The sequence below is a fragment of the Microbacterium sp. B19(2022) genome (genome assembly GCF_012030385.1).
In the GTDB taxonomy this organism is placed as follows: Bacteria; Actinomycetota; Actinomycetes; order Actinomycetales; family Microbacteriaceae; genus Microbacterium; species Microbacterium oxydans_B.
This window is the reverse complement of the sequence record NZ_JAAUVO010000015.1, coordinates 78,934-105,098: the sequence shown is the minus strand read 5'-3', so window position 1 is coordinate 105,098 and position 26,165 is coordinate 78,934. Positions and strand designations below refer to the sequence as shown.

Annotated in this window: 27 protein-coding genes; 13 read left to right on the top strand and 14 right to left on the bottom strand. The window is 69.6% G+C overall.

From position 1 onward, the window contains the following. Positions 1 to 100: 100 nt before the first annotated feature. A complete protein-coding gene (locus HCX50_RS14390; protein WP_167634829.1) occupies positions 101 to 571 on the bottom strand; it encodes a VanZ family protein in 471 nt (156 codons plus the stop codon). Between the two features lie 35 nt (positions 572 to 606). After that, on the bottom strand, positions 607 to 1,551 hold the full coding sequence (locus HCX50_RS14385) for a Ppx/GppA phosphatase family protein (protein WP_167634828.1): 945 nt from the start codon (positions 1,549 to 1,551) through the stop codon (positions 607 to 609). A 147-nt stretch (positions 1,552 to 1,698) separates the two neighbouring features. Between HCX50_RS14385 and HCX50_RS14380 the strand changes: the two genes are divergently transcribed. The 11 genes from HCX50_RS14380 (at position 1,699) to HCX50_RS14330 (ending at position 14,933) form a co-directional block, all read left to right on the top strand. Then, positions 1,699 to 3,186, top strand: a complete 1,488-nt coding sequence (locus tag HCX50_RS14380) for a dicarboxylate/amino acid:cation symporter (protein ID WP_091035090.1) — start codon at positions 1,699 to 1,701, stop codon at positions 3,184 to 3,186. After that, positions 3,183 to 4,055 (top strand): fibronectin type III domain-containing protein, encoded by an 873-nt coding sequence (locus tag HCX50_RS19735; protein ID WP_205820533.1) that lies wholly within the window; start codon positions 3,183 to 3,185, stop codon positions 4,053 to 4,055. Before HCX50_RS14380 ends, HCX50_RS19735 begins: the two co-directional genes overlap by 4 nt. 40 nt (positions 4,056 to 4,095) lie before the next feature. Then, positions 4,096 to 6,195: a fibronectin type III domain-containing protein gene (locus HCX50_RS14370; protein ID WP_167634827.1), complete on the top strand. Its 2,100-nt coding sequence runs from the start codon at positions 4,096 to 4,098 to the stop codon at positions 6,193 to 6,195. Between the two features lie 85 nt (positions 6,196 to 6,280). Beyond that, positions 6,281 to 7,234 (top strand): type I pantothenate kinase, encoded by a 954-nt coding sequence (gene coaA / locus HCX50_RS14365; RefSeq protein ID WP_091035079.1) that lies wholly within the window; start codon positions 6,281 to 6,283, stop codon positions 7,232 to 7,234. A gap of 63 nt (positions 7,235 to 7,297) precedes the next feature. Continuing rightward, the gene (gene glmS / locus HCX50_RS14360; RefSeq protein ID WP_091035077.1) at positions 7,298 to 9,145 is read left to right on the top strand and encodes a glutamine--fructose-6-phosphate transaminase (isomerizing); all 1,848 of its coding nucleotides are present in this window, start codon (positions 7,298 to 7,300) and stop codon (positions 9,143 to 9,145) included. Between the two features lie 93 nt (positions 9,146 to 9,238). Continuing rightward, positions 9,239 to 9,598: a holo-ACP synthase gene (locus HCX50_RS14355; RefSeq protein WP_091035074.1), complete on the top strand. Its 360-nt coding sequence runs from the start codon at positions 9,239 to 9,241 to the stop codon at positions 9,596 to 9,598. Next, positions 9,595 to 10,701 (top strand): alanine racemase, encoded by a 1,107-nt coding sequence (gene alr, locus HCX50_RS14350; protein WP_167634826.1) that lies wholly within the window; start codon positions 9,595 to 9,597, stop codon positions 10,699 to 10,701. The genes HCX50_RS14355 and alr overlap by 4 nt, the downstream gene beginning before the upstream one ends. Beyond that, on the top strand, positions 10,698 to 11,195 hold the full coding sequence (gene tsaE / locus HCX50_RS14345; protein ID WP_337749779.1) for a tRNA (adenosine(37)-N6)-threonylcarbamoyltransferase complex ATPase subunit type 1 TsaE: 498 nt from the start codon (positions 10,698 to 10,700) through the stop codon (positions 11,193 to 11,195). Before alr ends, tsaE begins: the two co-directional genes overlap by 4 nt. Beyond that, on the top strand, positions 11,192 to 11,995 hold the full coding sequence (locus HCX50_RS14340; protein WP_167634825.1) for a response regulator: 804 nt from the start codon (positions 11,192 to 11,194) through the stop codon (positions 11,993 to 11,995). The genes tsaE and HCX50_RS14340 overlap by 4 nt, the downstream gene beginning before the upstream one ends. A gap of 206 nt (positions 11,996 to 12,201) precedes the next feature. Continuing rightward, a complete protein-coding gene (locus tag HCX50_RS14335; RefSeq protein ID WP_167634824.1) occupies positions 12,202 to 13,797 on the top strand; it encodes a sensor histidine kinase in 1,596 nt (531 codons plus the stop codon). Continuing rightward, on the top strand, positions 13,794 to 14,933 hold the full coding sequence (locus tag HCX50_RS14330) for a hypothetical protein (RefSeq protein WP_167634823.1): 1,140 nt from the start codon (positions 13,794 to 13,796) through the stop codon (positions 14,931 to 14,933). The genes HCX50_RS14335 and HCX50_RS14330 overlap by 4 nt, the downstream gene beginning before the upstream one ends. A gap of 49 nt (positions 14,934 to 14,982) precedes the next feature. On the opposite strand, the gene csrA is transcribed toward HCX50_RS14330, so the two are convergent. From csrA to HCX50_RS14270, 12 genes are read right to left on the bottom strand one after another with little or no spacing between them, the layout of a single operon-like run. Next, on the bottom strand, positions 14,983 to 15,234 hold the full coding sequence (gene csrA, locus HCX50_RS14325) for a carbon storage regulator CsrA (RefSeq protein ID WP_167634822.1): 252 nt from the start codon (positions 15,232 to 15,234) through the stop codon (positions 14,983 to 14,985). Positions 15,235 to 15,238: 4 nt separating this feature from the next. Continuing rightward, complete coding sequence (locus tag HCX50_RS14320; RefSeq protein ID WP_167634821.1) at positions 15,239 to 17,299, bottom strand: flagellar biosynthesis protein FlhA; 2,061 nt, start codon at positions 17,297 to 17,299, stop codon at positions 15,239 to 15,241. Beyond that, positions 17,296 to 18,387, bottom strand: coding sequence for an EscU/YscU/HrcU family type III secretion system export apparatus switch protein (locus HCX50_RS14315; protein WP_091035056.1), 1,092 nt, complete (start codon positions 18,385 to 18,387; stop codon positions 17,296 to 17,298). The genes HCX50_RS14320 and HCX50_RS14315 overlap by 4 nt, the downstream gene beginning before the upstream one ends. Further along, complete coding sequence (locus HCX50_RS14310; RefSeq protein WP_167634820.1) at positions 18,384 to 19,145, bottom strand: flagellar biosynthetic protein FliR; 762 nt, start codon at positions 19,143 to 19,145, stop codon at positions 18,384 to 18,386. The genes HCX50_RS14315 and HCX50_RS14310 overlap by 4 nt, the downstream gene beginning before the upstream one ends. 4 nt (positions 19,146 to 19,149) lie before the next feature. Further along, on the bottom strand, positions 19,150 to 19,422 hold the full coding sequence (fliQ, locus tag HCX50_RS14305; protein ID WP_091035049.1) for a flagellar biosynthesis protein FliQ: 273 nt from the start codon (positions 19,420 to 19,422) through the stop codon (positions 19,150 to 19,152). Beyond that, positions 19,419 to 20,234 carry a flagellar type III secretion system pore protein FliP gene (gene fliP / locus HCX50_RS14300; protein ID WP_091035046.1) on the bottom strand — a complete coding sequence of 272 codons (816 nt, stop codon included), beginning with the start codon at positions 20,232 to 20,234 and terminating at the stop codon, positions 19,419 to 19,421. The genes fliQ and fliP overlap by 4 nt, the downstream gene beginning before the upstream one ends. Then, positions 20,231 to 20,695, bottom strand: a complete 465-nt coding sequence (locus HCX50_RS14295) for a FliO/MopB family protein (protein WP_244176016.1) — start codon at positions 20,693 to 20,695, stop codon at positions 20,231 to 20,233. Before HCX50_RS14295 ends, fliP begins: the two co-directional genes overlap by 4 nt. A gap of 32 nt (positions 20,696 to 20,727) precedes the next feature. Beyond that, entirely contained in the window at positions 20,728 to 21,387 is a 660-nt protein-coding gene (fliN, locus tag HCX50_RS14290) for a flagellar motor switch protein FliN (RefSeq protein ID WP_167634819.1), read from the bottom strand. Continuing rightward, a complete protein-coding gene (locus HCX50_RS14285; RefSeq protein WP_167634818.1) occupies positions 21,384 to 22,316 on the bottom strand; it encodes a FliM/FliN family flagellar motor switch protein in 933 nt (310 codons plus the stop codon). Before HCX50_RS14285 ends, fliN begins: the two co-directional genes overlap by 4 nt. A 46-nt stretch (positions 22,317 to 22,362) precedes the next feature. Further along, positions 22,363 to 23,172: an OmpA/MotB family protein gene (locus tag HCX50_RS14280; protein ID WP_029261096.1), complete on the bottom strand. Its 810-nt coding sequence runs from the start codon at positions 23,170 to 23,172 to the stop codon at positions 22,363 to 22,365. Beyond that, entirely contained in the window at positions 23,169 to 23,984 is an 816-nt protein-coding gene (locus tag HCX50_RS14275) for a motility protein A (protein ID WP_029261095.1), read from the bottom strand. The genes HCX50_RS14280 and HCX50_RS14275 overlap by 4 nt, the downstream gene beginning before the upstream one ends. Further along, complete coding sequence (locus HCX50_RS14270; RefSeq protein ID WP_105711637.1) at positions 23,984 to 24,235, bottom strand: flagellar FlbD family protein; 252 nt, start codon at positions 24,233 to 24,235, stop codon at positions 23,984 to 23,986. The genes HCX50_RS14275 and HCX50_RS14270 overlap by 1 nt, the downstream gene beginning before the upstream one ends. A gap of 206 nt (positions 24,236 to 24,441) precedes the next feature. Here HCX50_RS14270 and HCX50_RS14265 point away from each other — a divergent pair, with 206 nt between their 5' ends. Continuing rightward, positions 24,442 to 24,690, top strand: coding sequence for a helix-turn-helix transcriptional regulator (locus HCX50_RS14265; RefSeq protein ID WP_091035036.1), 249 nt, complete (start codon positions 24,442 to 24,444; stop codon positions 24,688 to 24,690). Beyond that, positions 24,690 to 26,126: a type II toxin-antitoxin system HipA family toxin gene (locus HCX50_RS14260; protein ID WP_205829199.1), complete on the top strand. Its 1,437-nt coding sequence runs from the start codon at positions 24,690 to 24,692 to the stop codon at positions 26,124 to 26,126. Before HCX50_RS14265 ends, HCX50_RS14260 begins: the two co-directional genes overlap by 1 nt. The last annotated feature ends 39 nt before the right edge of the window (positions 26,127 to 26,165 follow it).

Below are 26,165 nucleotides of genomic sequence, written 5' to 3'. Positions count from 1 at the left end.
ACGGGAGCGGGCGGCGCTTCGGGGGCGGTGGCGGAGTTCTGCTTCTCGCGCCATTCCCGGCGGCTCATGCCGGCCGGCGGTCCATCGTCGTGCTGCGGGTTCACGCCACCAGCCTAGGGCTCCGTGCGGGACGCGACGGCAGCATCAGGATGAGCAGCACCGCGATCACCCCGCCTACGAGCGTTCCGAGACTGTTGGCGATCACATCGGAGATCGTGGGAAAACGCGAGGGCATGAGCCCCTGGACCGATTCGATCAGCCCGCTCATCAGGGCGCCGATCAGCACCACGTGCCACAGCCGCAGGCGCGACCAGGCGAACGGCAGCAGGAAACCCACCGGGACGAAGAGGGCGACGTTCGCCAGGAACTCGAACACCACGGCGCTCTGGTAGTAGGGAGCGATGCCGGCGTCGGACACCCATCGAGCCATCACGCCGACCAGGCCGGTGACCTTCGCCGAGACGTTCGCCGGCAACCACACCGTGAAGCCGATGAAGAGCAGGTAGCCGACGAGTGCGACCCGCGCCGTCGCAGCCCCGGCGCGGACGGGGGCAGCGGTGGCGGAGGACATCCCGTCATGGTATCCGCGGCACCCCGGTGCGACTCTCAGCTTCGGGCGTCGCTCCAGCTCAGCTGCTCGATGTAGCGCAGGAGCACGCCCTCGCGCAGCGCCCACGGCGACACCTCGAGCTCATCCACCTTCAGAGCCGTCATCGCGGCGTGCAGCGACACCGCCGCAGCCACGATCTGGAACGTGCGATCCGGGGTGATGCCGGGGAGCTCCTGCCGGGCCGACGCGGGCAGCCGCGCCAGCCGCGGGATCCACGAGCCGAGCGAGGCCCGGGGGAGCAGCATCCGTTCGGTCCCCGACCATCCGGGCGCCGGATAGCCGACCAGACGTGCCAGCGAGCGGATGGCCTTCGACGAGCCGACGACGTGGTCGGGTCGGGGGAGCGCGGCGAACTGCGGCAGGACCGTGGCGAGCGTTTCGGCGGCGTGCGTGCGCAGCTTCTCGACATCGGCCTCGCCGGGCGGGTCGTTCGGCAGGAACTGCACGGTCATGCGTCCGGCGCCGAGGGGGGCGGATGCCGCGGCATCGGGCAGCTCCTCCGCACCCGCGGCGATCTCCAGCGAGCCTCCGCCGATGTCGAGGAGCAGCAGCTGCCCCGCCGACCACCCGAACCAGCGCCGCACGGCGAGGAACGTCAGCTCGGCCTCGGTCTCGCCGTCGAGCACCTGCAGCGGCTGCCCGAGAGCCGCCTCGATGCGCGCGATCACGTCGGCTCCGTTGCGCGCATCGCGTACCGCACTCGTGGCCGTCGCGAGCAGCGCATCGACCCGTTCCGTCTCGGCGACGCGACGGGCCTGGGCGACCGCGGCCTCGAGCGCGACCACGCCCTCTTCCGAGATCGCCCCGTCGGGCGTGAGATAGCGCATGAGGCGCAGCACCGTCCTGTCGCTCGTCGTCGCGAGCGGACGTCCACCGGGGCGGACGTCGGCCGCCAGCATGTGGACGGTGTTGGATCCGATGTCGAGGACTCCCAGGCGCACGGGAAGAGACTACTCGCGCCCGGAGCCGCCATCGCGCTCGTATCCTACGGCCGACCTCGGAAACAGGGCGCCGACACGGTTCGTCACACATGGCAACAGATCGACCCGCCCGAAAGGCGACTCACAGCAGATCGATAATCTCGCGCCATGCCCGATAGCGCCGTCCTCCTGCCCATCGCAGCGCTCACCGTCACCCTCGTCGCGTTCGTCGGCATCGCGTTGCTCCGTCGCCGCGGCGCGGGATTCACCTCGCTCGTCCTGATCGCCCTGGGCGTCGGCATCGGGATCGGCATCGGGTTCCGTGACGGCCTCGAGTACGTCGCCGTTCTGGGGGACCTCTACGTGCAGGTGATCACGGCGATCGTGGCTCCGCTGATCTTCATCTCGATCCTGTCCAGCGTCACTTCGCTGGGATCGGCCGTGAAGCTGCGCACGATCGGGTTGTCGAGCGCCTTCTGGCTGCTCCTCACCAACGCGATCGCCATCGTCCTCACCCTCGCCATCGCGCTGAGCGTCGGCCTCGGGCAGGGAGTGCAGCTCGATCTGCAGGAGGGCAGCGGCGACACGCTCACCGGGCTGATCAAGCCGCTCGACGAGGTGCTGCTCGGACTCTTCCCCTCGAACATCGCCGGCGACTTCGTCGGCAACAACATCACCGGCATCATCCTGTTCGCCCTGCTCTTCGCCGTCGCCTACCTGGTCGCCAACCGGAGTGACGACCCGAACCTGCGCTCGTTCAAGAGCGTGATCGACGGCACCAAGAAGGTCATCATGACCGCGGTGGGCTTCATCATCGAGCTCACTCCGTATGCGGTCCTCGCCCTCGTCGCCACGACGACGGCCACCGCCGTCACGCGCATCGAGACCGTGCTGGCGCTGGCGCTCGTTCTGGTGCTGGCACTCGGGATCGCGTTCATCGACGCCTACGTCGTGAACGGCGTGCTGCTGCGAGTCTTCGCCGACGTGAACCCGATCCGGTGGTTCCGCCTCCTCACCCCCGCCCAGTACACGGCGTTCACGACCCAGTCGAGTGTGGGGACGCTCCCGCTGACCATCCCCACCCTCACCCGCAAGGTCGGCGTGCCCGAGGACGTGGCCGCGTTCACCGCTCCGATCGGCACGACCATCGGGATGCCCGGGTGCGCGGGCATCTGGCCGATCATCGTCGCGGTCTTCTCGATCAACGTCCTCGGCATCGAGTACTCGGTGTGGGACTACGTCGCCCTCGCACTCCTCTGCCTGCTGGTCTCGATCGGCACCGCCGGGGTGCCGGGCACCGCCATCATCACCGCCACTGCGGTGCTCAGCGCCTCCGGCCTTCCCATCGAGGTGCTGGTGGTCCTCATCCCGATCAGCGCGGTCGCCGGGACCGCATCGACGATGGCCAACGTCACCGCGGCGGCCACGGCGGCGACCATCGTGGCACGCCGCCTGGGCGTGCTCGACGACGCCGTCTTCCGCGGCGAACGGCCGCCCGTCGAGGCTCCGGCAGAGCCCGCATCGCGGCGGGAGCGTCGACGTGCGCAGACCGGCCCGACACCCGTCGTCTCCGACCTCGGCATCCCCGCCGACCTCCCCCTCGGGCAGTGCGAGCTGCCCGCCGCCCGTCCGATCCACGAGAGAGTCTCCCGATGAAATCCGTCCGCCGTTCCCGCGTACTGTCCGCCCTCGCGGTCTCCGCCGCCTTCCTGCTCGCCCCGATCGCGATCCCGACCGCTGCGCACGCCGCGGGCGACGTCTGCGATCTGTGCTCGATCAACTTCGACCTGGGAGCCTGCGAGGGCCTCGGCGGCTACCCCTACGACTCCACGGTGGAGGCACCCCCGGCGGCGGTCTCCGGCGGCGGCGGCGCGCCCAAGCCCGCGCCGGCTCCCGCTCCGGCGCCCAAGCCGGCCCCGGCCCCCGCTCCGGCGCCCAAGCCCGCGCAGCCACCCGCGACGGGCAACGACAAGCCGGCGGCCGGTACGTCGAACTCCACGACCACGAACACGAGCACGAGCACGACCCCGGAGAAGGCGGCGGTCGCGGCCACGGTTCCGACGGCTCCGACCGGCCTTTCCCACGAGATCGACGGCACGACGCTCTCGCTCGCCTGGACGGCTCCGGCCGACGGCGGCTCCGCGCTCACCGGCTACAAGCTGGTCCTGAACGAGGGCACGCCGATCGCCCTTCCGGCAGATGCCACCGAGTACGAGATCGAACTCGGTGAGGGCACGTACGACCTCACGCTGATCGCGACGAACGCCGTGGGCGACTCTCCGGCGTCCGAGTCGATCGCGGGCGTGGAGATCGCCGGCGAGGAGACGGAGACGGCGAAGACCGCTGCGACCGTCACCGCCGAAGCGCCCGTGGAAGCCGGGATCCCCCTGGCGGCGCCGCTGACGCTCGGCGGCATCGTCGTCGTCGCCGGCGGGCTGCTCACCTGGTGGTGGCTGCGTCGTCGCTCCAGCGCGACAGCGACCGTCCCGGCCGCGGCATCCGACGACGGCACCCCCATCCTCTGACCCGATCACGCACACGCACCGAGAACAGGAAACCTTCATCATGTCCAGAACAGCACGAGGCAGACGTCTCGCCGCGGGGTCCGTCATCGCGGCGCTCGTCGCGGGCGGAGCCGCGGGTCTCACGGCCCTCCCGGCAGCAGCCGCCCCGGTCCCCACCCCGACGTTCGACTACTTCGCCGACACCATCCCGGGCCTCCGCTCCGGCTCGGTTTTCGAGTCCGTGACGTTCGAGCGGTTCGAGAGCCTCCTCAACAGCGACGGCACCTACGCGTTCCTCCTCGGCGGTCCGAGCGATCCGACCACCGTCGCCACCGCGGCGCAGATCGACCAGGTCGCTCAGCAGTACGGCGTCGACGCGATCTACACGTTCGATCCGCTGCTGGACGGCGCCTCCGTCGACATCCGGACGTTCGTCACGGGGGTCACCGGCGAGGCTGCGGGCGCGCTCTACACGCGCCTCGTCGACGGGTACCTGAACAAGGACACGACCCCCGAGTTCGGCGCAGGCACCGACCCCTACCTCTTCGTCTACGACGGCGACCGCCGCGTGGAGGGCGTCGAGGACCGCATCGTCTCGTCGCTCGGCGGCAGTGAGGACACCACCTCGGCGGCGACGGACGGGTACCGCCAGAAGGTGGCATCGGTGTTCGAGGCCGTCGCGGTGAACGGCCAGGCGACGCTGGACACCCAGTCGCAGTACGAGTTCTTCTCGACCGCGGTCAACTCCCGCCACCGTGCGGCGTACAGCACCAACCTCACCGCGTACGGCGAGACCATCTTCACGGACGCCGACGCCGATGACTTCGTGCTGCAGTCGATCACGTACCCGGAGCTCGTCGACCTGCTCGAGTCGGACGGGGAGCACACGATCCTGTTCGGCGGCACCTGGTGCCACAACACCCGCGCCGTGATCCGCGACGTGAACCACAAGGCCGCGGAGTCCGGCGTGCAGACCGTGTACGTGTTCGACCTGCGCCTCGACGGCTGGAGCGGGGCGAATGCTCACATCCGCGACACCAACTCGTCGATCGCGCACCTTTACGGCGACCTCGTGCAGAAGCATCTCCCGAACCTGCAGACCCAGTACGTCCTGAACGGCAGCGCCGGCCAGCGGGTCGAGTACCACCCGGGCGGCGACACCGCGGCGGACAAGGTGGCAGCCCGCAAGCTGCAGGTTCCGTACCTCTTCGACTATGACGGCTCCGCCACGGCCGCCCCCATCACGAAGAACTGGATCCAGGACAACGGTGAGGCGGGCTTCCGCGAGTACATGACCGAGTGGTGGTGGATCTCCGACCTGCAGGGTCCCGCGAAGCGGCCGAACCAGACCGATGAGCAGTACGAGGCCGGTCGCCTCACGAACCTCGCGTTCGCCGACGAGGCGCTCGCGAAGCTCGATCAGTTCTTCGGACTCGGGGCCGAGCCCGTGGTGACCGCTCCCGCGGCGCCGTCGGCTCCGACGGTGACCGCCGTGGGCGATGCCGTCACGGTCAGCTGGGCCGCCCCGGCATCCGACGGCGGATCGCCGCTCACCGGATACTCCGTCACGCTCGGTGCCACCACCGTCGACATCGCGGTGGGCGTCACCAGCCACACCTTCACCGGGGTCCCGGTGGGCACCCACTCGGCGTCGGTGACGGCGCGGAACGAGATCGGGAGCTCGCCCGCTTCCGCCACCGCCTCCGTCACCGTGGGCGGCGACCAGCCCGGCGGCGGTGAGCCGGGCGGCGGCGAGGGGGAGCTTCCCGCAACGGGTGACGCCTCGGTCACCGTGACGGGCGATTTGCGTCCCGGCGGCGAGATCAGGGTCGAGGGTGAAGGGGTCGACCCCGACTCCGACGTCGTGCGCATCGAGCTGCACTCCACGCCCACGGTGCTCGGCAGCACGACCGCCGCGGCCGACGGCACGTTCGCGCTGAACGCCACGATCCCGGCATCCGTCCCGGCCGGTGGCCACGCGGTCGTCGTGTTCGTCGACGGCGTCGAGGTGGCTCGCACCTCCGTGACGCTGGGCGCATCGGGGCTGGCCAACACGGGAGCTGATGCCGGGCTGCTGATCGCCGGCGGCGTGACCGCCCTGGTCCTGCTCGGCGCCGGCGGTCTGCTGGTGGCTCGCCGTCGAGCGGCGTCGGCATCCTGACGCACGCACGTCGCATCCGGACGCCCCTTCCCTCCCGCGGGGGAAGGGGCGTCCGGCGCATCCCGCGTGCGAGCACGCGGATACGATGTACTCCGTGACCACCGTCGACCCCACGCTGCCGCTGTCGCCCTATCGGGAGATCGGCCGCGCGGAATGGGCCCGGCTCGCCGCCGGACTCGAGCAGCCCCTCACCGAGACCGAGGTCGTGGAGCTGCGCGGCATCGGCGACCGGCTCTCCCTCACCGAGGTGCGCGAGGTCTACCTGCCGCTGAGTCGCCTGCTCAGCCTCTACGCGACCGCCACCAAGCGTCTGGGGGCGGCCACGTCGTCGTTCCTCCAGGAGGACGACACCACCACCCCGTTCGTCGTCGGCGTCGCCGGATCGGTCGCGGTCGGCAAGTCGACCATCGCGCGTCTGCTGCGCGAGCTCATGAGCCGTTGGCCCGGCACTCCGCGCGTCGAGCTGGTGACCACCGACGGCTTCCTCTACCCGAACGCCGAACTCGAGCGCCGCGGGATCATGGACCGCAAGGGCTTCCCGGAGTCGTACGACCGCCGCGCGCTGATCGAGTTCCTCACGAACGTGAAGAGCGGCGCGACCGAGGTGCGCGCTCCCTTCTATTCGCACATGCGGTACGACATCGTGCCGGACGCCAACGTCGTCGTGCGTCGTCCCGACGTGGTCATCGTCGAGGGCCTCAATGTCCTGCAGCCGCCGCCCGCGCCGAACGACGTCGCCGTGAGCGACCTCTTCGACTTCTCGATCTTCGTCGACGCCGACACCTCGCACATCGAGAAGTGGTACGTCGACCGCTTCCTCGCCCTCCGCCAGGCCGCGTTCGCCAACCCGTCGTCCTACTTCAACGTGTTCGCGCACCTCACGGACGAGGAGGCGATCACCACTGCGCTCGGATATTGGAATGAGATCAACATGCCCAACCTCGTCGAGAACGTGATGCCGACGCGGCACCGTGCGCGACTGGTCCTGCGCAAGGGCGCGGATCACGACGTGGAGACCGTGCTGCTGCGCAAACTCTGAGCGCCGTTCGGGGCGAGAGAATGTACGGACCACTCGCAAAAAACCCGCCTTACTCTTGATCGCATGTGTGGAATCGTCGGATACGTGGGCCCGCGCCCCAGCCAGGACATCCTTCTCGCCGGTCTTGCCCGCCTCGAGTACCGCGGCTATGACTCCGCGGGCGTCGCCGTGATCGACGGCGAAGGCTCGCTCGGCATGCGCAAGAAGGCGGGCAAGCTCGCCATGCTGCGCGACTCGCTCGCCGACGCGCCGCTGCCCGACGGGTCGACCGGCATCGGTCATACCCGCTGGGCGACGCACGGCGGACCGACCGACGTCAACGCGCACCCGCACCTGGCCGACGACGACAAGCTCGCGGTGATCCACAACGGCATCATCGAGAACTTCTCGGCCCTGCGCGAGGAACTGCTCGCCGATGGCGTGGTGTTCCGCAGCGAGACCGACACCGAGGTCGCAGCCGCCCTGCTCGGGCGGGAGTACGCCGGCAACGGTGGCGACCTGCAGCTGGCCTTCCGCAGCATCGTGAACCGCCTCGAGGGTGCGTTCACCCTGCTGGCTATGCACCAGGACCACCCCGGTCTCGTGGTCGGCGCCCGCCGCAACTCGCCCCTGGTGATCGGACTCGGCGAGGGCGAGAACTTCCTCGGCTCCGACGTCGCCGCCTTCATCGAATACACCCGCAAGGCGCTGTCGATCGGACAGGACCAGATCGTCTCGATCACGCCGGAGGCCGTCACGGTCACCGATTTCGCCGGCACGCCCGTCGAGGCCGAGCCGTTCGACGTGTCGTGGGACGCCGCCGCTGCCGAGAAGGGCGGATGGTCGAGCTTCATGGCCAAAGAGGTCTCCGAGCAGCCCGAGGCCGTCGCGAACACGATCCGCGGTCGCATCCAGGACGGCCAGGTCGTCATCCCCGAGCTCGACGGACTCGACGAGCTGTTCATCGGCATCAACCGCATCATCATCACCGCCTGCGGCACCGCGTCCTATGCGGCCCTCGTCGGCAAGTACGCGATCGAGCAGTGGGCGCGCGTCGCGGTCGACGTCGAGCTCGCGCACGAGTTCCGCTACCGCGACCCGGTGATCGGCGCCGACACCCTCGTCGTCTCGATCAGCCAGTCCGGCGAGACCATGGACACGCTGATGGCCGTGAAGTACGCCCGCGAGCGCGGCGCACGCACGCTGTCGGTCTGCAACACGCAGGGCGCCACGATCCCGCGCGAATCGGATGCCGTCGTCTACACCCACGCCGGACCCGAGGTCGCCGTCGCGTCGACCAAGGCGTTCTCGGCACAGATCACCGCACTGCTGCTGCTCGGCCTGCACATGGGCCGCGTGCGCGGAGCGATCGCCGACGCGTCGACCGACGTCGCCGAGCTCGCAGCTCTCCCGGAGAAGATCGCGAAGGTCCTCGAAAGCGAGCAGGAGCACGTCACCCAGCTGGCCGGCTGGATGGCCGACACCCGCTCGGTTCTGTTCCTCGGCCGCCACGTGGGCTACCCGATCGCGCTCGAGGGCGCGCTCAAGCTCAAGGAGATCTCGTACATCCACGCCGAGGGCTTCGCCGCCGGCGAGCTCAAGCACGGGCCGATCGCGCTCATCGAGCCGGGACAGCCGGTGTTCGTGCTGGTGCCGTCGCCGCGTCACTCCGCGCTCGTGCACTCGAAGGTCGTCTCGAACATCCAGGAGATCCGCGCCCGCGGCGCCCGGGTGATCGTGATCGCCGAAGAGGGTGACGCGGCCGTGCTGCCGTTCGCCGACGAGGTCATCCACATCCCGCTGGCCGGTGCGATGTTCGAGCCGCTGCTCGCCGTCGTCCCGCTGCAGATCTTCGCGATGGCGCTCGCCACCGCCAAGGGACTCGACGTCGACCAGCCCCGCAACCTCGCGAAGTCGGTCACGGTCGAGTAAGCCCGTCCTCGAATCGCGCGAATGGCCTTGTTTCCACGGAAGCGAGGCCATTCGCACGATTCCGCCGGGATGCAGGATCGCTAGGCTGAACAGGTGATCATCGGCACCGGCATCGACCTCGTGGACATCCCGCGGTTCGAGCGGACGATGGCCCGCACGCCGCGCCTCAGGGAGCGGCTCTTCGCCCCCTCCGAGCGCACGCTGCGCCTTCCCTCGCTCGCGGCGAGATATGCCGCCAAAGAGGCGCTCATCAAAGCGCTGGGCGGTTCCGACGGCGTGCACTGGACCGAGATCGAGATCGCCTCCGAACCGTCGGGGCGTCCGCACTTCGTGCTCACCGGCTCGACCGCCGCGGTCGTCGAGGAGCGGGGAATCCGCACACTGCATCTGACCCTCACCCACGACGCCGGTCTCGCCGCGGCGTTCGTCGTCGCCGAAGGAGCCCCGCTGTGACCGTCCCCTTCCGCGAGGCGACCATCGATCTCGACGCCATCGCCGACAACGTGCGGCACTTCCGCCGACTCACGGGCGTCGAGGTCATCGCCGTCATCAAGGCCAACGCCTACGGGCACGGCGCCGCGGCGACCGCGGTGGCCGCGCTCTCCGCCGGAGCCACGCGCCTCGGCGTCGCCGAGATCCCCGAGGCGCTCGAACTGCGCAGGCAGGGCGTGCACGCGCCCCTCATGGCGTGGTTGCACGCACCGGGGGAGAGGTTCGAGCACGCGGCCGCGCAGGACATCGAGATCGGCATCTCCTCGTTCGACCAGCTCGAGGCGGCTGCCGCCGCGGCCACGGTCGACCGCCCGGTGGGCGTGCACCTGAAGTTCGAGACCGGGCTCTCGCGCAACGGCATCGCCCCGGCGGACTGGGGTCGCGTGCTCGCCGAGGCCGCGCGCCTCGAACGCATCGGACGGCTGCGCATCGTCGGGCTGTTCAGCCACCTCTCGAACACGTCGGCGGACGACGACAGGGCGGCGCTCGCGAAGTTCGAGGAGGGAGTCGCCGCGGCCGCATCCTTCGGCATCCATCCGGAGATCCGCCACATCGCCGCCACCGCCGCCGCCATCGACCTGCCCGAGATGCGACTCGACGCCGTGCGCATTGGGGTCGGCCTGTTCGGCCTGTCTCCCTTCGACGACCGCAGTTCCGCCGAACTCGGACTGCGACCCGCGATGACCCTCCGCGGTGCGATCGCCGCCGTGCGCAGAGTGCCGGCGGGTACGGGCGTCTCGTACGGCTACGACCACCGCACCGACCGCGACACGACGCTGGTCCTCGTCCCGCTCGGATACGCCGACGGAGTGCCGCGCAACGCGTCGGGGAAGCTCCCCGTCTCGATCGGCGGACGCCGCTTCGTGAACGTCGGACGGATCGCGATGGATCAGTTCGTCGTCGACGTCGGCGATACCCCGGTCTCGATCGGCGACGAGGTCGTGCTCTTCGGCGACCCCACCCTCGGCGTTCCCTCGGCCGCCGACTGGGCCGCTGCCGCCGACACCATCAACTACGAGATCGTCACGCGCATCGGTCCCCGCGTCCCCCGGCGGGCCTCGTGAGCGTCGACCCGGCCTTCCTCGGCCGACGGGAGATCGCGACGACCGAGGCGATGGAACAGCTGGGTCTCCGCATCGGCGAGCAGCTGGAGGCGGGCGACCTGCTCATCCTCACCGGTCCTCTCGGCGCCGGGAAGACCACCTTCACGCGCGGCCTCGCGGAGGGGCTCGGCGTGCGCGGGCCCGTGCAGAGTCCGACCTTCGTGATCGCACGCACCCATCCGTCCCTCACCGGCCGGGCTCCGCTCGTGCACGTCGATGCCTACCGCCTCGGCTCCGCTGCGGAGCTCGACGACCTCGACCTGGACCTGGAGCATTCGGTGGTCGTGATCGAGTGGGGACGCGGCATGGCCGAAGAGCTCGCCGATTCGTGGTGGGACATCGAGCTGGAGCGGCCGGTCGGCGCCTCGGATCTCGACCCTGCAGAGCTCGACCCCTCGGAACTCGACGCCGACGCTCCGCGCATCGTCACGATCGTGCGCGAGGCCATCACGTGACGGCGGCCGCACGATCCGTGCTCGTCGCCGTCATCATCGAAGACGACCTCGGTGTGCGCTCGCTCCTCGACGAGGTGTTCCTCGCCGCCGGGTTCGAGACCCACCTCGCCGGTTCCGGGCCGGAAGGCATCGCCGCGATCGAGCAGCACCAGCCGGTGATCACGACCCTCGACATCAACCTCCCCGGCATCGACGGGTTCGAGGTCGCTCGACGCATCCGTCGGGTGAGCGACACGTTCATCATCATGCTGTCGGCGCTCTCCGACGAGTCGGACGTGGTCCTCGGACTCACGTCCGGCGCGGACGAGTACCTCGTGAAGCCGTTCCGGCCGCGCGAACTGCGCGCGCGCATCCAGGCGCTCCTCCGGCGCCCCCGGGTCGCCGACACGCGCCCGGAGCCGACGCCGACCCCGACCGTCGTTCACGAGCCGTCGGCGGAAGGCGCCACCGTGCTGACCTGGCGCGGCCTGGTGCACCGCGACCTCAGCGTCGACCTCGACACGCGGCTCGTGCTGATCGGGCAGAGGCGGATCGACCTCACCCCCACCGAGTTCGACCTGCTCGCCGACATCCTCGGTGCGAAGCAGCGGGTGCGCAGCAAGGCGGATCTCGCACGCGGGCTGCGCGGTGCACCCGACGGCTCGAACGACTACGTGAGCGAGCCCGACAAGCGTGCGATAGAGACGCACATCGCGAACCTGCGTCGCAAACTCGGCGACAGCTCTGCGCGACCGCGCTACATCGAAACAGTGCGCGGTGTGGGCTATCGCCTCGCTCCCGCCGATGACACGGCGACCTGACTGGGGCGGGGCCGCGGCTCCCCAGCCGCGGCCCCGGTGCCTGCGAATCCCCATTCGCGTGGCCCCAGCGTCTGCGTTGTTCCCCAGTCGCAGTGTCGGCCCCCACTCAGAATGCTAGGGCTGCGGGGACGCCTGAAGAGCTGGCACCCGCGATCTTTGAGTAATCTTGCGGTAAAGCTGAGGTTCTTGGGGGAGGGCGAGCGTCGATGATCCGTACTGTGTCGATCTGGCGCTGGCAATTGGTCTTCACCGGCAGCATGGTGGCGATCGTCGTGATGGTCGCAGCCTTCAAGCCGCAGACTCTCGGCATACCCTTCTTCCTCGCGGGGATCACGCTGATCGTCGTCACGACCATCGCGACGCTGCTCGTCCCGTGGCACCGCCTCCCCCCGAACGCGGTGACCGTCGTGCCGTTCCTCGACGCGCTCGCGGTGGGGTTGACCACCAACGCTCCCGACCTTCGGCTCGGCTTCCTCTGGGTGTTCCCCGTGGTGTGGCTGGCGTCGTACTTCACGATGCCGTGGGTGGTGGGAGGCATCGCCTTCATCGGCCTCTGTCTGGTGGTGTTCTCCGATCGCACCGGCACGCCGGCCGACGTTCTGCTGCGCGTGCTCACCGCGATCATCACGCTGGGCTTCCTCGGGGTGACGGTCCGCATCGGGGCGCAGCGGGCACGCGCCTCCCGGCGGCTCCTCCAGCGTCGCTCCGAGCAGATCAACCGCGCCGCGGAGCGTGCCGAGACCAATCAGCATCGGGTGACGCAGATCATCGATGCGCTCGGGGTGGCCCTCGTCGTGGTGACGGCGGAGGGACGCATCCTGCAGATGAACGACGCCTACCGGGTGCTGTACGGGCGGGATCGCTTCGGAGCCGCACTGCCCACGGCGGCCGTGGAGTACGACGGACGGCGCGGTGCGACCGTGCCGCCGGAACGCACGACCCTCGCCAGAGCGGCCGCGGGCGAGAATCTCCAGGACGAGCGCGTCTGGCTCTTCGACGGCACCGGCAAGTGGCGCGCGCTGGAGGTGACGACGCAGACGGTGGCCAGTGCGAACGCACGCGACCAGATCACGCTCGTCGTCATCGACGACGTCACGATGCTCCTCGAGGCGGCAGAGGAGCGACGTGCACTCACCGCGATCGTCTCCCACGAGCTGCGCAATCCCCTCACCGCGATCGTCGGCCACGTCGACCTGCTGCGCGAGCGCGAGGATCTGCCGGGCCGGGTCCCCGCGCAGCTCGAGGTCATCGCGAATGCGGGAGAACGGATGCAGGAGCTCGTGACGACCATGCTGGACCAGACCGTGCCACCGACCGAGGACCCGTTCGAGCCCGTGGACCTTCGTCAGATCTTCGACGCCGCCGCCGCATCCGCGGCGCCGCTGATCGCAGTGAATCGCCAGATGCTGGAAATCCTCGGCGTGGACACCCTCGTCATCCACGGGGATGCCTTCCGGCTGCGTCAGGTGCTCGACAATCTGCTCAGCAACGCTGTCAAGTACACGCCATCGGGTGGGCGCATCACGGCCCGGCTGCGCGCGATGGGCGCGCAGGCCGAGCTCGTCCTCTCCGACACCGGCATGGGCATCGCCCCGGATGAGTTGCCCCGGCTGTTCGAGCCGTACTTCCGATCCGATGCCGCCATCCGCGGCGGCATCGCGGGCACCGGGCTCGGCATGGGGATCGCCCGCGAGATCGTGGTCGCCCATGAGGGCAGCATCGAGGTCACGAGCGAGGTGGGGCAGGGCACCACCGTCACACTTCGTTTTCCCCGCCGTCGTAAGAAAGAGGTGCAGGCATGACGCCTCTCGTGCCCGTGAACGTCGACATCACCACGAGCATGGTCGCGGTCGTCACCGTCCTGACGGTGCTGGTGCTCGGCCTCGCCACACTCGCCCGCCCTTCGCGGGCGACGGTGATCTGGGGAGCCGCGTTCGGGCTCGGCATGCTCGGTGCGTACCTCTGGCTCGCGGGGCACCAGAACGACTTCCAGCCGCTTCGCAGTGCGGCATCGGCGCTGCTGCTCTGTTTCGAACCGCTGATCTGGATCGGTCTGCGGGTGCACCTCGGACGACGCGCTCCCTGGTGGATCGTGGTGGTGTTCGTGGTCGTCGCTCCCGTGCTGCTCGTCGCGACATCGGACTCGCCCTGGTATCTGTCCGCTTTCAACCTCGTCTTCGTCGGAAGCGGCGTCTTCGCCGGGCTCGTCGCCTACGAGCTGCTGCGCCGGCAGCCGGTCTCGCGCGACATCGTTCTCCCGCTCGCGCTGGCATCCTGCGGCTTCGTGATCGTGTCGGTCGCCAGCGCGATCAGTGCGCTCACGATCGGCACGGCGAGCTCCGCGGAGCAGCTGGACGCCCTGCGCGGCATGAACGCCGTCGGCACCATCGTGGTGTCGACCTGCGCGGCCTTCACGCTCGTGCTGCTCGTGCGGGCGGGGGAGTCCCGACCCGCCGAGACGGATGGGGTCGCGCAGCGCGCCCGTCGGCGGCTCCGGAAGGCGGAGGCGCAGAACGACCACGGCTGGTCGATTCTCGAGGTGCGTCTGGACGACCCCGCCGACCTCCGCGAGGCGATGTCGGGCTCGGAGTTCGCACGCATCGTCGATCGCTTCCACGACGACATCCAGGAGGCGCTCCCGCCGCTGGCCGATGCCGAGCGGATTGCCGACGACCGTGCCGTCGTGGTGATCCGTGCGAGCGATGAAGCGGTCAGGTTCCACGTCCGGGCGGTGCTGAGCCGGATCTCCGACATCGACCACGACCGGGCCGTCGGTGGCGTCCGCGCCTCCGCCAGTATCGGGTGGGCCACGGCCGACACCTGCGGCTACGACTACGACGTGCTGGTGGCCGCTGCAGGACGGGCGGCGGCACGGGCACGCGAGGCCGGCGGCGATCAGTGGAAGCGAGCGGCCGAGGCCGACGTGACGGTCGCCTGAGAGGTTGAGGTCGTCGACGGCGGCCGACGATCCTCCATCCGCATGCGGGTCAGTGCGGGCGGGACTCGCGGCCTCTGGCGAGGGCGGCGACGATCGCGTCCTCGGCAGCGGCTCCGGTCTGCGCGACGGCCGACACGTTCTCGGCGACCACGGCTTCGATGATCTCGGTGCGCTGGATGCGCGTCTCGCGGGGCGCCTTCACGCCGATGCGCACACTGTCGCCCTTGATCTCGAGCAGCGTGATCTCGATGTCGCCGTCGATGCGCACGCTCTCACCGATCCGCCTCGTCAAAACCAGCATTCGATCAGCCTACTGCCGCGGAGACGGCACCGACCGACGGAGCCGGGGCGTCACGGACCACTCCGACCGTCTCGATGGTGAGCGCGGCGGCCGTCGCCTCGGTGTACGAGAGCACGGGGAGGCCGTCGGTCTGCGCCGACACGAGTCGTCGCACGGCCGGACGCAGCGACGGGGCGCACACCAGCACCGGCTCGCCGCCCTCGCGTACTGAGGAGACGGCCTGCTTCACCGACTCCACGACCGACTCCATGCGCTGCGGGTCGAAGACGATCTGTGTGCCCTCGTCGCCGGGACGCAGGTTCTCGAGCATGGCCTGCTCGAGGAGCGAGTTGATCATCACCACGCGCAGGATGCCCGCGTCGGCGAAGCGTGCGGCGATCGCGGGGCCGAGCGCGGCCCGTGCCGCCTCGATCAGGCCCTCGGGGTCGGTCGACGTCCGGGCCCGCAGCGCGAGCGCCTCGTAGATGCGGCTGAGGTCGTTGATCGGCACCCGCTCGGCGAGGAGCCCCTGGAGCACACGCTGGACCTCGGCGAGCGACAGCAGGGCGGGGGTGAGCTCCTCGACCGCGGCCGGGGAGGCCTGCTTGAGGGCGTCGGTGAGCTGACGGACGTCTTCCCGGCTCAGCAGACGCGCAGCGTGGGCGTGGATCACGCTGGAGAGGTGCGTAATGATGACGCTGGCCCGGTCGATCACGGTGGCCCCGGCGAACTCGGCGCTGTGCCGCATCTCCAGGGGGATCCACTTGCCCTCCAGTCCGAACACCGGGTCGAGCGTGGCCGTGCCCGGAAGGGACTCCAGGCCCTGCCCGAGCGCGAGCACGGAGCCGATCGGTGCCGTACCCCTCCCGGTCTCGACCCCGGCGATGCGGATCACGTACGTCGACTGCGCGAGTTCGATGCTGTCGCGGGTGCGCACCGGCGGGGTGATCAGGCCGAGGTCGAGGGCGATCCGGCGGCGGAGCGCCTTCACCCGGGCCAGGAGGTCGTCCGGACCGCCCGTGACCAGATCGACGATGTCGGGGGAGAGCAGGATCTCGAGCGGATGCACGCGCATCTTCTCGATCAGCTCCTCCGGCTGGTCGGTCGGCACGGTCGTCGGCGTCTGGGCGGCGATCGCCTCCTCCCGCTGCTGGTTGGCCTTGATGCGCTGCGCGACGAGCAGCAGGAGGGCGCCGATCGCGACGAACGGGAGCATCGGCATGTGCGGGATCAGCGACATGATGATCGCGGCGCATCCGGCGATGATGAGCGCGTTGCGGGACTGACCGAGCTGCGCCGACGCCGCCGTCCCCATCTCGGCCTCCGCCGTGGAGCGGGTGACGATCATGCCGGTCGAGACCGCCATCAGCAGGGCCGGGATCTGCGTGACGAGCCCATCGCCGATCGTGAGGAGGCTGTAGGTGCTCACGGCCTCGTCGACCGACATGCCGTGCTGCACGAGGCCGATCGCGATGCCGCCGACGATGTTGATGATGATGATGACGAGTCCGGCGATCGCATCGCCCTTCACGAACTTCGATGCACCGTCCATCGCCCCGTAGAAGTCGGCTTCCGCCGCGACCTCCGCACGGCGCTCGCGGGCCTCGGCATCCGTGATGAGACCGGCGTTGAGGTCGGCGTCGATCGCCATCTGCTTGCCGGGCATGGCGTCGAGGGTGAACCGGGCGCCGACCTCGGCCACGCGCTCCGCACCCTTGGTGACGACCACGAACTGGATAACGACGAGGATGAGGAACACCACGGCGCCGATGATGAGGGAGCCGCCGACGGCGATCGCGCCGAACGCCTCGATCACCTGACCCGCATACGCCTCGCCGAGCACCAGCCGTGTCGAGGCGACGTTCAGTCCGAGCCGGAACAGCGTCGCCACCAGCAGCAGCGAGGGGAACACCGAGAAGTCCAGCGGCTTCTTGACGAACATCGACGTGAGCAGGATCACGAGCGCGAACATGATGTTCAGGATGATGAGGATGTCGAGCAGGAACGGCGGAACCGGGACGACGAGCAGCATGATGATGCCGACGACCCCGATGGGCACCATGAGCTTGACGAACAGCTGTCTCATGCGGTCCTCCGGTAGGGAAGGGTGTGGATGCCGCGGGCGGCGCCGCGCCGACGCAGGGCGTCGACGAACACCAGCACGCGCGCGACGGCGTTGTACAGGTCTTCGGGGATCTCCTGGCCGAGCTCGCACGCGGCGTGCAAGGCGCGGGCGAGCGTGATCTCGCGCACGAGCGGCACACCGGCGCGCACGGCCTCGTCGCGGATGCGCTCGGCGATCACACCGCTGCCCTTCGCGACGACCTTGGGGGCGGCGCGACCGGGCTCGTACCGCAGTGCGATCGCGATGTGCGTGGGGTTGACGACGACGACATCCGACCCGGCGACCGCCGCGATCATGCGGTTGCGGCTGGCGGCGAGCTGTCGGGAGCGCCGCTGCTGACGGATCAGCGGATCGCCTTCGGAGTTCTTGCTCTCGTCGCGGATCTCGCGCTTGGTCATGCGGGTGTGCTTGCGGTTGCGGCGCATCACGACGAACATGTCGATCGCGGCGAGGACCAGTCCGACGGCGATTGCGGTCTGCAGCAGGGCGGCCGTGCCCTCGGAAGCCGTGCCGAGCAGGCGCGAGATGGAGTGGGCGCCGCTGGCGGTGAGCACCGGCATCAGGCCCGCGATGACCACCCAGAGCGCGATGCCGATCGCGGCGGTCTTCAGCAGGGCCTTGGCGCCCTCCCACAGTGCCTGCAGGCCGAACACGCGACGGATGCCGCTGACGACGTTGAACTGCTCGAAGCGCCCGGTGAGCGGTTTCAGATGCACGCCGCCCTGGACCACGGCGCCGATGAGCGTGACGATCGCGACGGCGGCGAGCATCACCGCGATGGTCGGGAGCACGGAGGCGAGGCCGCGCTCGAGCGCACCGAGCGCTGCCTCCGGCGTGGGGCTGAACACCAGGGAGGTGACGGTGAGGAGCTGCTCGGTCCCCGCGCCTGCGCCGAGGGCGATCGCCGCAGGCATGGCGATCGCCGCTGCCCCGATGCCGAGCCACGCCGTGAGGTCCTGGCTGCGCGAGAGGCGCCCCTTCTTACGGGCCTCGTTGAGGTGCTTGTCGGTGGCCTTCTCGCTGCGCTCGCCGGTGTCGGTGCCGCTCACTCGTGCACCCCCTGCATCATCTTCAGCGCCTGCCCGGAAAGGGCGTCGACGATGCCGGGGAGCACGGCGTACACGGCACCGGCCAGCAGCAGGGTGAGCAGGATCTTCACCGGGAAGCCCATCGCGAACGCGTTGAGCGCCGGCGCGACCCGGGTGATCAGTCCGAGCCCGACGTCGGCGAGGAACAGCACCAGCACCAGGGGACCTGCGATCTGCACGGCGGCGAGGACCATCTGCGACACCCCGTCGATGAGGAGTTCGGCGGGCCCGGCCACCTCGAAGATGCCGTCGACCGGCACCGCCTCAAAGCTCCGGGCGAGACCGGCGAGGATCAGCTGATACCCGCCCGAGGCGAACAGCAGTGTCAGCGCGGTGATGTGGAAGAGCCGGGTGAACTGGGCGCCGTTCACGAGCGAGTGCGGGTCGAACGCCTGGGCCAGCTGGAACCCGCCGAACACGTCGATCAGGCTGCCGGCGGCCTGGAGCGCCGAGAAGCACAGGAGCACGAGGAAGCCGAGGAGGGCTCCGGTGAGCACCTGCAGCACGAGGGCTCCGAGGAACGGCCCGGTGTCGAGATTCTCGTAGCCGGGAGCGACGGCCGTGCCTACGGCGAGGGAGAGGCCGATGGCGAGCATCGCCTTGACCCGCACGGGGATGGCTCCGTAGGAGAACGGCGGGGCGATCATGATGAACGCGGTGATGCGCACGGCGGCGAGCATGGTCGCCTCGAGCCACGCGAAGTCGATGGGGATGAACACGCGGTCACCCGCTCAGCAGGGTGGGGATGCGGGCGAACATCTCGTTCGTGAAGGCGATCATCTCGGCGATCATCCAGTTGCCGGCGATGAGCAGCGCGATGCCGACGGCGACGATCTTCGGCACGAAAGACAGCGTCACCTCCTGCACCTGGGTGATCGACTGCAGCAGCGAGATCGCGAAGCCCACCACGAGGGCCGTGACGAGGATGGGGGCCGCCAGCTTCGCCGCGATGATCAGGCCCTGGGTGCCGATGTCGATGACCGCTTCCGGGCTCATCCGACACCCCCGTAACTCTCCAGCAGGGCGCGGATGATGAGGCCCCAGCCGTCGACGAGGATGAACAGCAGGATCTTGAAGGGCAGCGAGATCATGACCGGCGGCAGCATCATCATGCCCATCGACATCAGTGCGGCGGCGACGACCAGGTCGATGACCAGGAATGGGACGAAGATGACGAAGCCGATGATGAAGGCGGCGCGCAGCTCCGAGATCATGAACGCCGGGATGAGCGTGTACATCGGCACGCTCGAGGGATCCTCGGGGTTCGGCTGACCCGCCATCCGCGTCATCAGGGCCAGATCCTCTTCGCGCGTGAAGCGCAGCATCCACTCCTGCAGCGGCAGCTGGCCGACGTCGATCGCCTGCGTGAACGTGAGCGTGCCGTCGATGTACGGCTGCACGGCGACCGTGTTGATCTCGGTCAGCACCGGCCACATGATGAACAGCGACAGGAAGAGGGAGAGTCCGGCCAGCACCTGGTTCGGGGGGATCGTGGGCAGCGACAGCGCGTTCCTCGTCATCGCCAGCACGACGAAGATCTTCGTGAACGACGACATCATCAGCAGGAGCGCCGGGGCGACCGAGAGCAGCGTGATGCCCAGCAGGGTCAGGATCGAACCCGAGGGGCCGCCGTCGACGCCGTTGATGTCGATCGTGACGCCCTCGCCCGGATCGTCGGGCGTGACCTCGGCATGGGCCGCGGTGCCGGTGAGCAGCGTGAGAACGGCGACCAGTGCGAAGACCGCGACGAAGATCAGTGCGACCCGTCGCAGCGCGCGGCCGTCGACGACCCCACGGGACGCGCTCATCGTGTGCGCCGGATGGCCTCGGCGGTCTGCCGCCAGGTTTCGGGGGAGAGGATGGAGCCGCGCAGCGGATCGTTGCGGTGACGGACCCGGCGCTGCGGGGCCCGGTCGGCCGGCGATGCCGCGGTGGTCTCGGTCAGTGCGGTCGCGGCGAGGATGCGGTCGAACTCCTCGGCATCGGATGCCGCCTCTGACGTCGCCGCCGACCACACCGGGTGGGTGTCTGCATCAGGCTGCGCCGCGGCCTTGACCGGCAGCTTGTCGACGACGCTCACTCCGTGCTCGGTGACGCCGAGGACGTAACGGGCGTCTTCGGTCTGGACCACGACCACCTGCGCCTTCGGACCCACACCCTGCCGCCCGAGCACCGTGATGACCTCGCCGTCGCGCCGACGGGCCTGCGTGCGCGCGACGCGGCGCTGCAGGAACCACAGCACCCCGAGCACGGCGGCGAGCGAGAGCACGACCCGCAGGCCGAGCAGGAGGTCGTCCAGGGTCAGGCCTCGACGTTCTCGAGGATGCGGGTGATCCGCACCGCGTAGTCCTGATCGACCACGACCACCTCGCCGTGCGCGATGATGCGGCCGTTGAGCTTGATGTCGGCCGGGGCGCCGGCGGAGCGGTCGAGCTCGACGATGCGGCCGGGTTCGAGGTCGAGCACATCGCGCACCGACATGCGGGTGCGGCCGATCTCGACCGTGAGCTCCATCTCGACGCCGGCGATGCGGTGCAGACGCCGGGTCGAGCTCGATGCCGCTGCCGGGGTGCGCGTGACGACGACGGCGAGGCGGCCGATCGTGCGATCCGCGTCGTCCTGCAGGTCGAAGAGCTGCGCGGTGGGGTTCGAGAAGAGCGGAGAGGCATCGCCGATCACGGCATCGCCGAGCGCGCCGGCTCCGAGCGCAGTCGTCGAGGCTTCCAGCGCGTCGCGCAGCCGGTCGGCGAGGGACGCTCCCGCGAGGCCGTCGACCAGGGTCTCGGCGTCGAAGAGCTGCACGGCGAGCTGCGCGCTGGCCTCGCCGACGAACTGCACGATCACGGCATCGCCGGTGTCTCCGGAGACCTGCGAGGCGCGGGCCGTGACGGGAGCGGCGGTCGGCAACGACGCGGCGAAGGCGGCGGCGACGGCCGACTCGTAGGTGGTGGTGCTGGTCACGCGGGCTCCTCGGCGAAGGCGGGATCGGGGACGGTGGTGGCGACGACGCACGCGAGACGGGCGCCGGCGCTGCCCACGGCGGCGGTGGCGACCGTCTGATCGCCCACGGCGAGCAGCATCGGGCGGTCGGCGGAATGCGGGAAGGAGACGATGTCGCCGACGGCGAGGTCGAGCACCTCGCGGGGGAGCACGGCGCGCGGTGCCAGCCGCAGGGAGAGCTCGATGGGGGAGACCTCGACCTGGCGTCGGATCAGGCCGGGCGCTGCGGCGCGGTCGGCATCCGAGGTGCGCACGGTGAAGCCGGCGAGCACCGACGCCGGCAGCATGACGCTCACCGGCACCGCCCGACCCGAGAGGCGCATCGAGAAGCGGGCGACGATGACCGGTTCTCCCGATGCCGCGACCTGGGCGAACTGCGAGCTGTACTGGATGCCGCTCACGGTGACACCGGCGGGGAGCAGCCCGTCCAGCGAGCCGGTCAGGTGGTCGAGCGCGTCGACGATGAGCGAGCGGATCAGCGCCTGCTCGATCGGGGTGAACGTGCGGTCCTCCGAGGTCGCGGACGCTCGTCCTCCCACCATCTGCACGATCCACGTGGTGGCGGCGGAGGTCGGCAGCTGCACGATGAGTCGCTCGTCGGAGTCGGGCAGCGCGCACACGATCAGGGTCGTCGTGGTCGGCAGTGAGGCGGCGTACTCGCCGTAGGTCAGCATCCCGACATGCTCGACGGCGATGGTGGCACGCACGTGGATCTTGGCCGAGAGCTGCGCCGACCACTGCCGGGAGAACGTCTCGAAGGCCAGCTCGAGGGCGCGGGTGTGCTCGCGCGAGAGGGTCGCCGAACGGCCGAAGTCGTACACCTCGACTTCGGCGGTCTTCGTCGCCGTCGCTGTGCGCACGTCGGAGCGCACGCTGTCCTCGATCACCACGAACCCGACTATCGGGTGGTGATCGACGTGCGTTAGGCGGGAACAGTCAGGAGGCCGGCTGCGCAGCCTGTGCTTCGGGGATGAGTGCTCGCACCTCCTCCTTCGCATCGGAGAGGACGACGATGTCGACGCGCCGGTTCTGTGCCAGCGCCGCGGGGGAAGAACCGGCCGCGACAGGTCGGGTGTCGCCGAACCCGACCGACTTCAGATGCGCCGGCGGGAGCCCGGACGCCTCGACGAGGTGCCGCAGCACCTGGGTGGATCGACCGGCCGAGAGCTCCCAGTTCGTGGGGAACGGGGCGACCGATCCGCGGACGTCGGCGTGGCCTTCGACCGAGATCTCGTTCGGGGCGGTCACGAGGACGGAGCCGAGCGCATCGAGGACCAGCACGGCTTTCGAGCTGAGGGTGGTGCTGTTCGTGGTGAAGAACGTCTCGGCACTGACGAGTCCGATCGTGAGGCCGCGCTCGTCGATCGTGAAGGTGACGTCGGCCTCGAGGCCGTTGTCGGCGAGCACCGTGCGCAGCCGCTCGCGGAGCGCGGAGAGCTCGTCGAACTCGGTCTGCGCCGCGGCCAGCTCGATGTCGGCGAAGTCCTCGCCCTTCTCGTCGACCAGCTCCGGCGGCACCACGACGCCCGTGACGGCATCCACGTCTTCCGAGGGCTCCTGGCCGAAGCCGGTCGCGAGTGACGCGCTGAGAGCCTCGAACTTCTCCTGGTCGACGGTCGACATCGCGAACAGCACGATGAACATGCACATCAGCACGGTCACCATGTCCATGTAGGACGCCATCCACCGCTCGTCCGGACCGCTGTGCTCCTCCTGGGGCACGCGGCGACGGGCCCGGACGCTCACGACGCGGGCTCCGTCTCCGTCTCCTCCGCGGCGCGAGTGCGGGTGCGACGGCCCGAGCGGGCGGAGGGGCGCTCGGACACGAGGGCGCGCAGGCGCTCTCCGACGAACTGCGGCGGGGCGCCGGCCTGGATCGCGAGCATGCCCTCCATGAGCACGGTCATGCGTTCGAGCTCGAGCTCGCCGAGACGCTGGAGGCGTCCGCCGATGGGCAGCCAGATGAAGTTGGCCGACAGGAGACCCCACAGCGTCGCCACGAAGGCCGTCGCGATCATGGGACCGAGGGTGTCCGGCTTGTCGAGCTTCTCCAGCACATGCGTGAGGGAGACGACCGTGCCGATGATGCCGACGGTCGGGGCGAAGCCGCCGAGGGTCATGTAGAAGCGTGAGGCGGTGCGGTTACGGGCAGCGGTCGAGGTGAGCTCATCCTCCAGCAGGGTTCGCAGGTCTTCGGCGTCCGTGCCGTCGGCGATGCTCTGCAGTGCCTGGCGCAGGAACGGGTCCTTCTCGTCCTCCAGCCCCTGCTCGAGGGCGAGGAGCCCTTCGGCGCGCGCCTTCTCGGCGTAGCCGACCACCGTGTCGATCATGCTCGACGCGGTGCGGCGCTCGCCGCGGAAGGCGCGGGGAAGCGACTTGACCGCATGCAGCGCATCGCGCACGGTGCCGCTCGCGATGCCGACGGCGATCGTGGCTCCGAAGACCAGCACCATCGGGGCGGGGATCAGCAGCGAGCCGATGGTCGCGCCTTCGAGGTTGATCATGGCGATCAGGGCGCCGAACGCGAGGACCAGCCCGAGGATGAGGGACGGATCCATCAGCGGTCCGTCTCGGGGTCGGTGGGAGCTGCGGGGGCGTCGTCGGCCGCCGTGATCATCGCGGCGGCCGCGGCGAGCACTCCGGCGCGGAAGCGGGTGATCTGCGCGATCACGTCGTCCATCGTCTCGGTGACGACGAACGTCGCACCGTCGACCATGATGAGCGTCGTGTCGGGCGTTGCCTGGACACGTTCGATCAGGTCGGGATTCACCGCGAACCGGGAACGGTTCAGGCGCGTGAGGACGATCATGGGCTCCATCCTGGAAAGATCTGTCCGCGTTCCGGGGAGCGCGGACCCGACGGCCCGTCCTGGGCTGTCGGAGGTGACTGTCGGCCGGTGAGCGTCCGGCGTTAGCGGGTGGCCATGATCTGCGCAGGATACTTCCCATTAGCTCTAAAGTGCAGTAAACTTCCCATAAGACCTAAAGGGAAGTATTCTGCTCACGGAGGTGCGAGATGCAGTTGCAATCAGCCAAGGCGTTCGCCGGGTTCGTCCGTGCGAACAGATTGAGCGCGCACATGACCCAACAGGAACTCGCCCAGGCGGCGCGCAAGAGCAGACGCTGGGTGCACGACCTGGAATCGGGCAAGGTCGTCCCCTCCCTGAGCGCCGCGATCGAGGTCGCCGCCGTTCTCGGATTCAGCGTCACGCTCGAACAGAGCGCGCGCTCCGACATGCTCGACCGTCTCTTCGAGGATCTGTGATGAGCGTGCTCGATCTCTGGCTCGACGGACGGTTCGCCGGGAAGCTGATGCGCGGAGAACGCGATCAGGTGGAGTTCCTCTACGACGACGACTACCGCGAGGAGTCCCGTTCGACGCCCCTGTCCGTGAGTATGCCGAAGAGCGAAGCGGGGCACGGTCCCGACCGGGTCATGCCCTGGCTCTCGAACCTGCTGCCCGACTCCGACGAGGTGAGGGCGCGCTGGGCGGCGAAGTTCGACGAACGGCGCAACGACCCCTTCTCCCTGCTCCGCCACACGGGGGAGGATGCCCCGGGCTCGGTGCAGGTCGTGCCCGAGGGGGTCATCCCGAGCTCCACGGGAGCCATCTCCCGGTTGACGGAGTGGGATATCGCGCGCCGCGTCCGGGCCATCCTCGCCGATCCGGACCACTGGGTCGACGACAGCGACGACGACGAGAGCAGGTTCTCGTTGGGCGGCAACCAGGGCAAGTTCGCTCTCGCCCGCATCGACGGGGAGTGGTTCGAGCCCAATGGTCGTGCCGCCAGCACGCACATCGTTAAGCCCGGCATGGTGCTCGCCTCGGGGCAGACCGACAACGACGTCCAGGCGGTGGAGTTCGTCACGATGCGCGCCGCACGGGCGATGGGTGTTCGTGCGGCCACCGTCGACATCATGGACTTCGACGGTCTCCCCACCTTCGTCACGACCCGCTACGACCGCAGCGTGGCGGGGAACGGCGAGGTCACGAGAGTCCACCAGGAGGACTTCTGCCAGGCGCTCAGCGTCCTGCCGGCGCGGAAGTACGAAGAGGACGGCGGCCCCACCATGTCGGACATGGTGGAGCTGGTCGGCAGCGCGTCTTCGCCGTCGTACCGCGGTGGAGACCTGCGGAGTCTCACCGAGCTCTTCGCTTTCAACCTGCTGACCGCGGGAGTGGACGCACACGCGAAGAACCACAGTTTGCTGCATGTCGGCGGGGTCGCCAGGCTGGCACCGGCGTACGACCTGATCTCCGCTCACGGCATCTGGGACGACGACCGCATCACATACCGCTCGAGTGCCGCGGTCAAGTACGGGAAGGAGCGCCCGTACAGCAAGATCACCGGCCGCAATCTCGCGCGCACCGCTGACGTGCTCGGCGTGCCGCGGCGGGAGTTCGCCGCGCTGCTGAACCGCATGTCGCAGAAACTCGGCGGGGCATTCGAGGAGGCTGTCCAAGCGCTGCCCGGCGGACTCGCGACGGCGCGTGTGCGTGCGATGCCCGCGCGCATCGAGCGCTTCGCAGCAGAGTTCGTCGAGAGGATCGCGGCCGAGGACCTGAGCGTGCGCAACATCCCCACCTTCACCGGGCCGACGAACGCGGAAGAGCAGGCCCGGACCGCGGTGTGGGAACCGGGCGAGTGGCGCTCCGGTCGGTGGATCACCGGACGGTACCGCACTCGGATCTCCCGCTGACGGGTCAGCAGCGCCTCCAGGAGACGACCGCTGTGACAC

Coding starts and splice junctions, on each gene's coding strand:
- fliP (WP_091035046.1), bottom strand. CDS start 20,234: ATGAGCGCGTCCCGTGGGGTCGTCGACGGCCGCGCGCTGCGACGGGTC.
- glmS (WP_091035077.1), top strand. CDS start 7,298: ATGTGTGGAATCGTCGGATACGTGGGCCCGCGCCCCAGCCAGGACATC.
- coaA (WP_091035079.1), top strand. CDS start 6,281: ATGTACTCCGTGACCACCGTCGACCCCACGCTGCCGCTGTCGCCCTAT.
- HCX50_RS14370 (WP_167634827.1), top strand. CDS start 4,096: ATGTCCAGAACAGCACGAGGCAGACGTCTCGCCGCGGGGTCCGTCATC.
- HCX50_RS14330 (WP_167634823.1), top strand. CDS start 13,794: ATGACGCCTCTCGTGCCCGTGAACGTCGACATCACCACGAGCATGGTC.
- HCX50_RS14275 (WP_029261095.1), bottom strand. CDS start 23,984: ATGGATCCGTCCCTCATCCTCGGGCTGGTCCTCGCGTTCGGCGCCCTG.
- HCX50_RS14380 (WP_091035090.1), top strand. CDS start 1,699: ATGCCCGATAGCGCCGTCCTCCTGCCCATCGCAGCGCTCACCGTCACC.
- HCX50_RS14320 (WP_167634821.1), bottom strand. CDS start 17,299: ATGAGACAGCTGTTCGTCAAGCTCATGGTGCCCATCGGGGTCGTCGGC.
- fliQ (WP_091035049.1), bottom strand. CDS start 19,422: ATGAGCCCGGAAGCGGTCATCGACATCGGCACCCAGGGCCTGATCATC.
- csrA (WP_167634822.1), bottom strand. CDS start 15,234: ATGCTGGTTTTGACGAGGCGGATCGGTGAGAGCGTGCGCATCGACGGC.
- HCX50_RS14390 (WP_167634829.1), bottom strand. CDS start 571: ATGTCCTCCGCCACCGCTGCCCCCGTCCGCGCCGGGGCTGCGACGGCG.
- HCX50_RS14265 (WP_091035036.1), top strand. CDS start 24,442: ATGCAGTTGCAATCAGCCAAGGCGTTCGCCGGGTTCGTCCGTGCGAAC.
- HCX50_RS14270 (WP_105711637.1), bottom strand. CDS start 24,235: ATGATCGTCCTCACGCGCCTGAACCGTTCCCGGTTCGCGGTGAATCCC.
- HCX50_RS19735 (WP_205820533.1), top strand. CDS start 3,183: ATGAAATCCGTCCGCCGTTCCCGCGTACTGTCCGCCCTCGCGGTCTCC.
- HCX50_RS14260 (WP_205829199.1), top strand. CDS start 24,690: ATGAGCGTGCTCGATCTCTGGCTCGACGGACGGTTCGCCGGGAAGCTG.
- HCX50_RS14335 (WP_167634824.1), top strand. CDS start 12,202: ATGATCCGTACTGTGTCGATCTGGCGCTGGCAATTGGTCTTCACCGGC.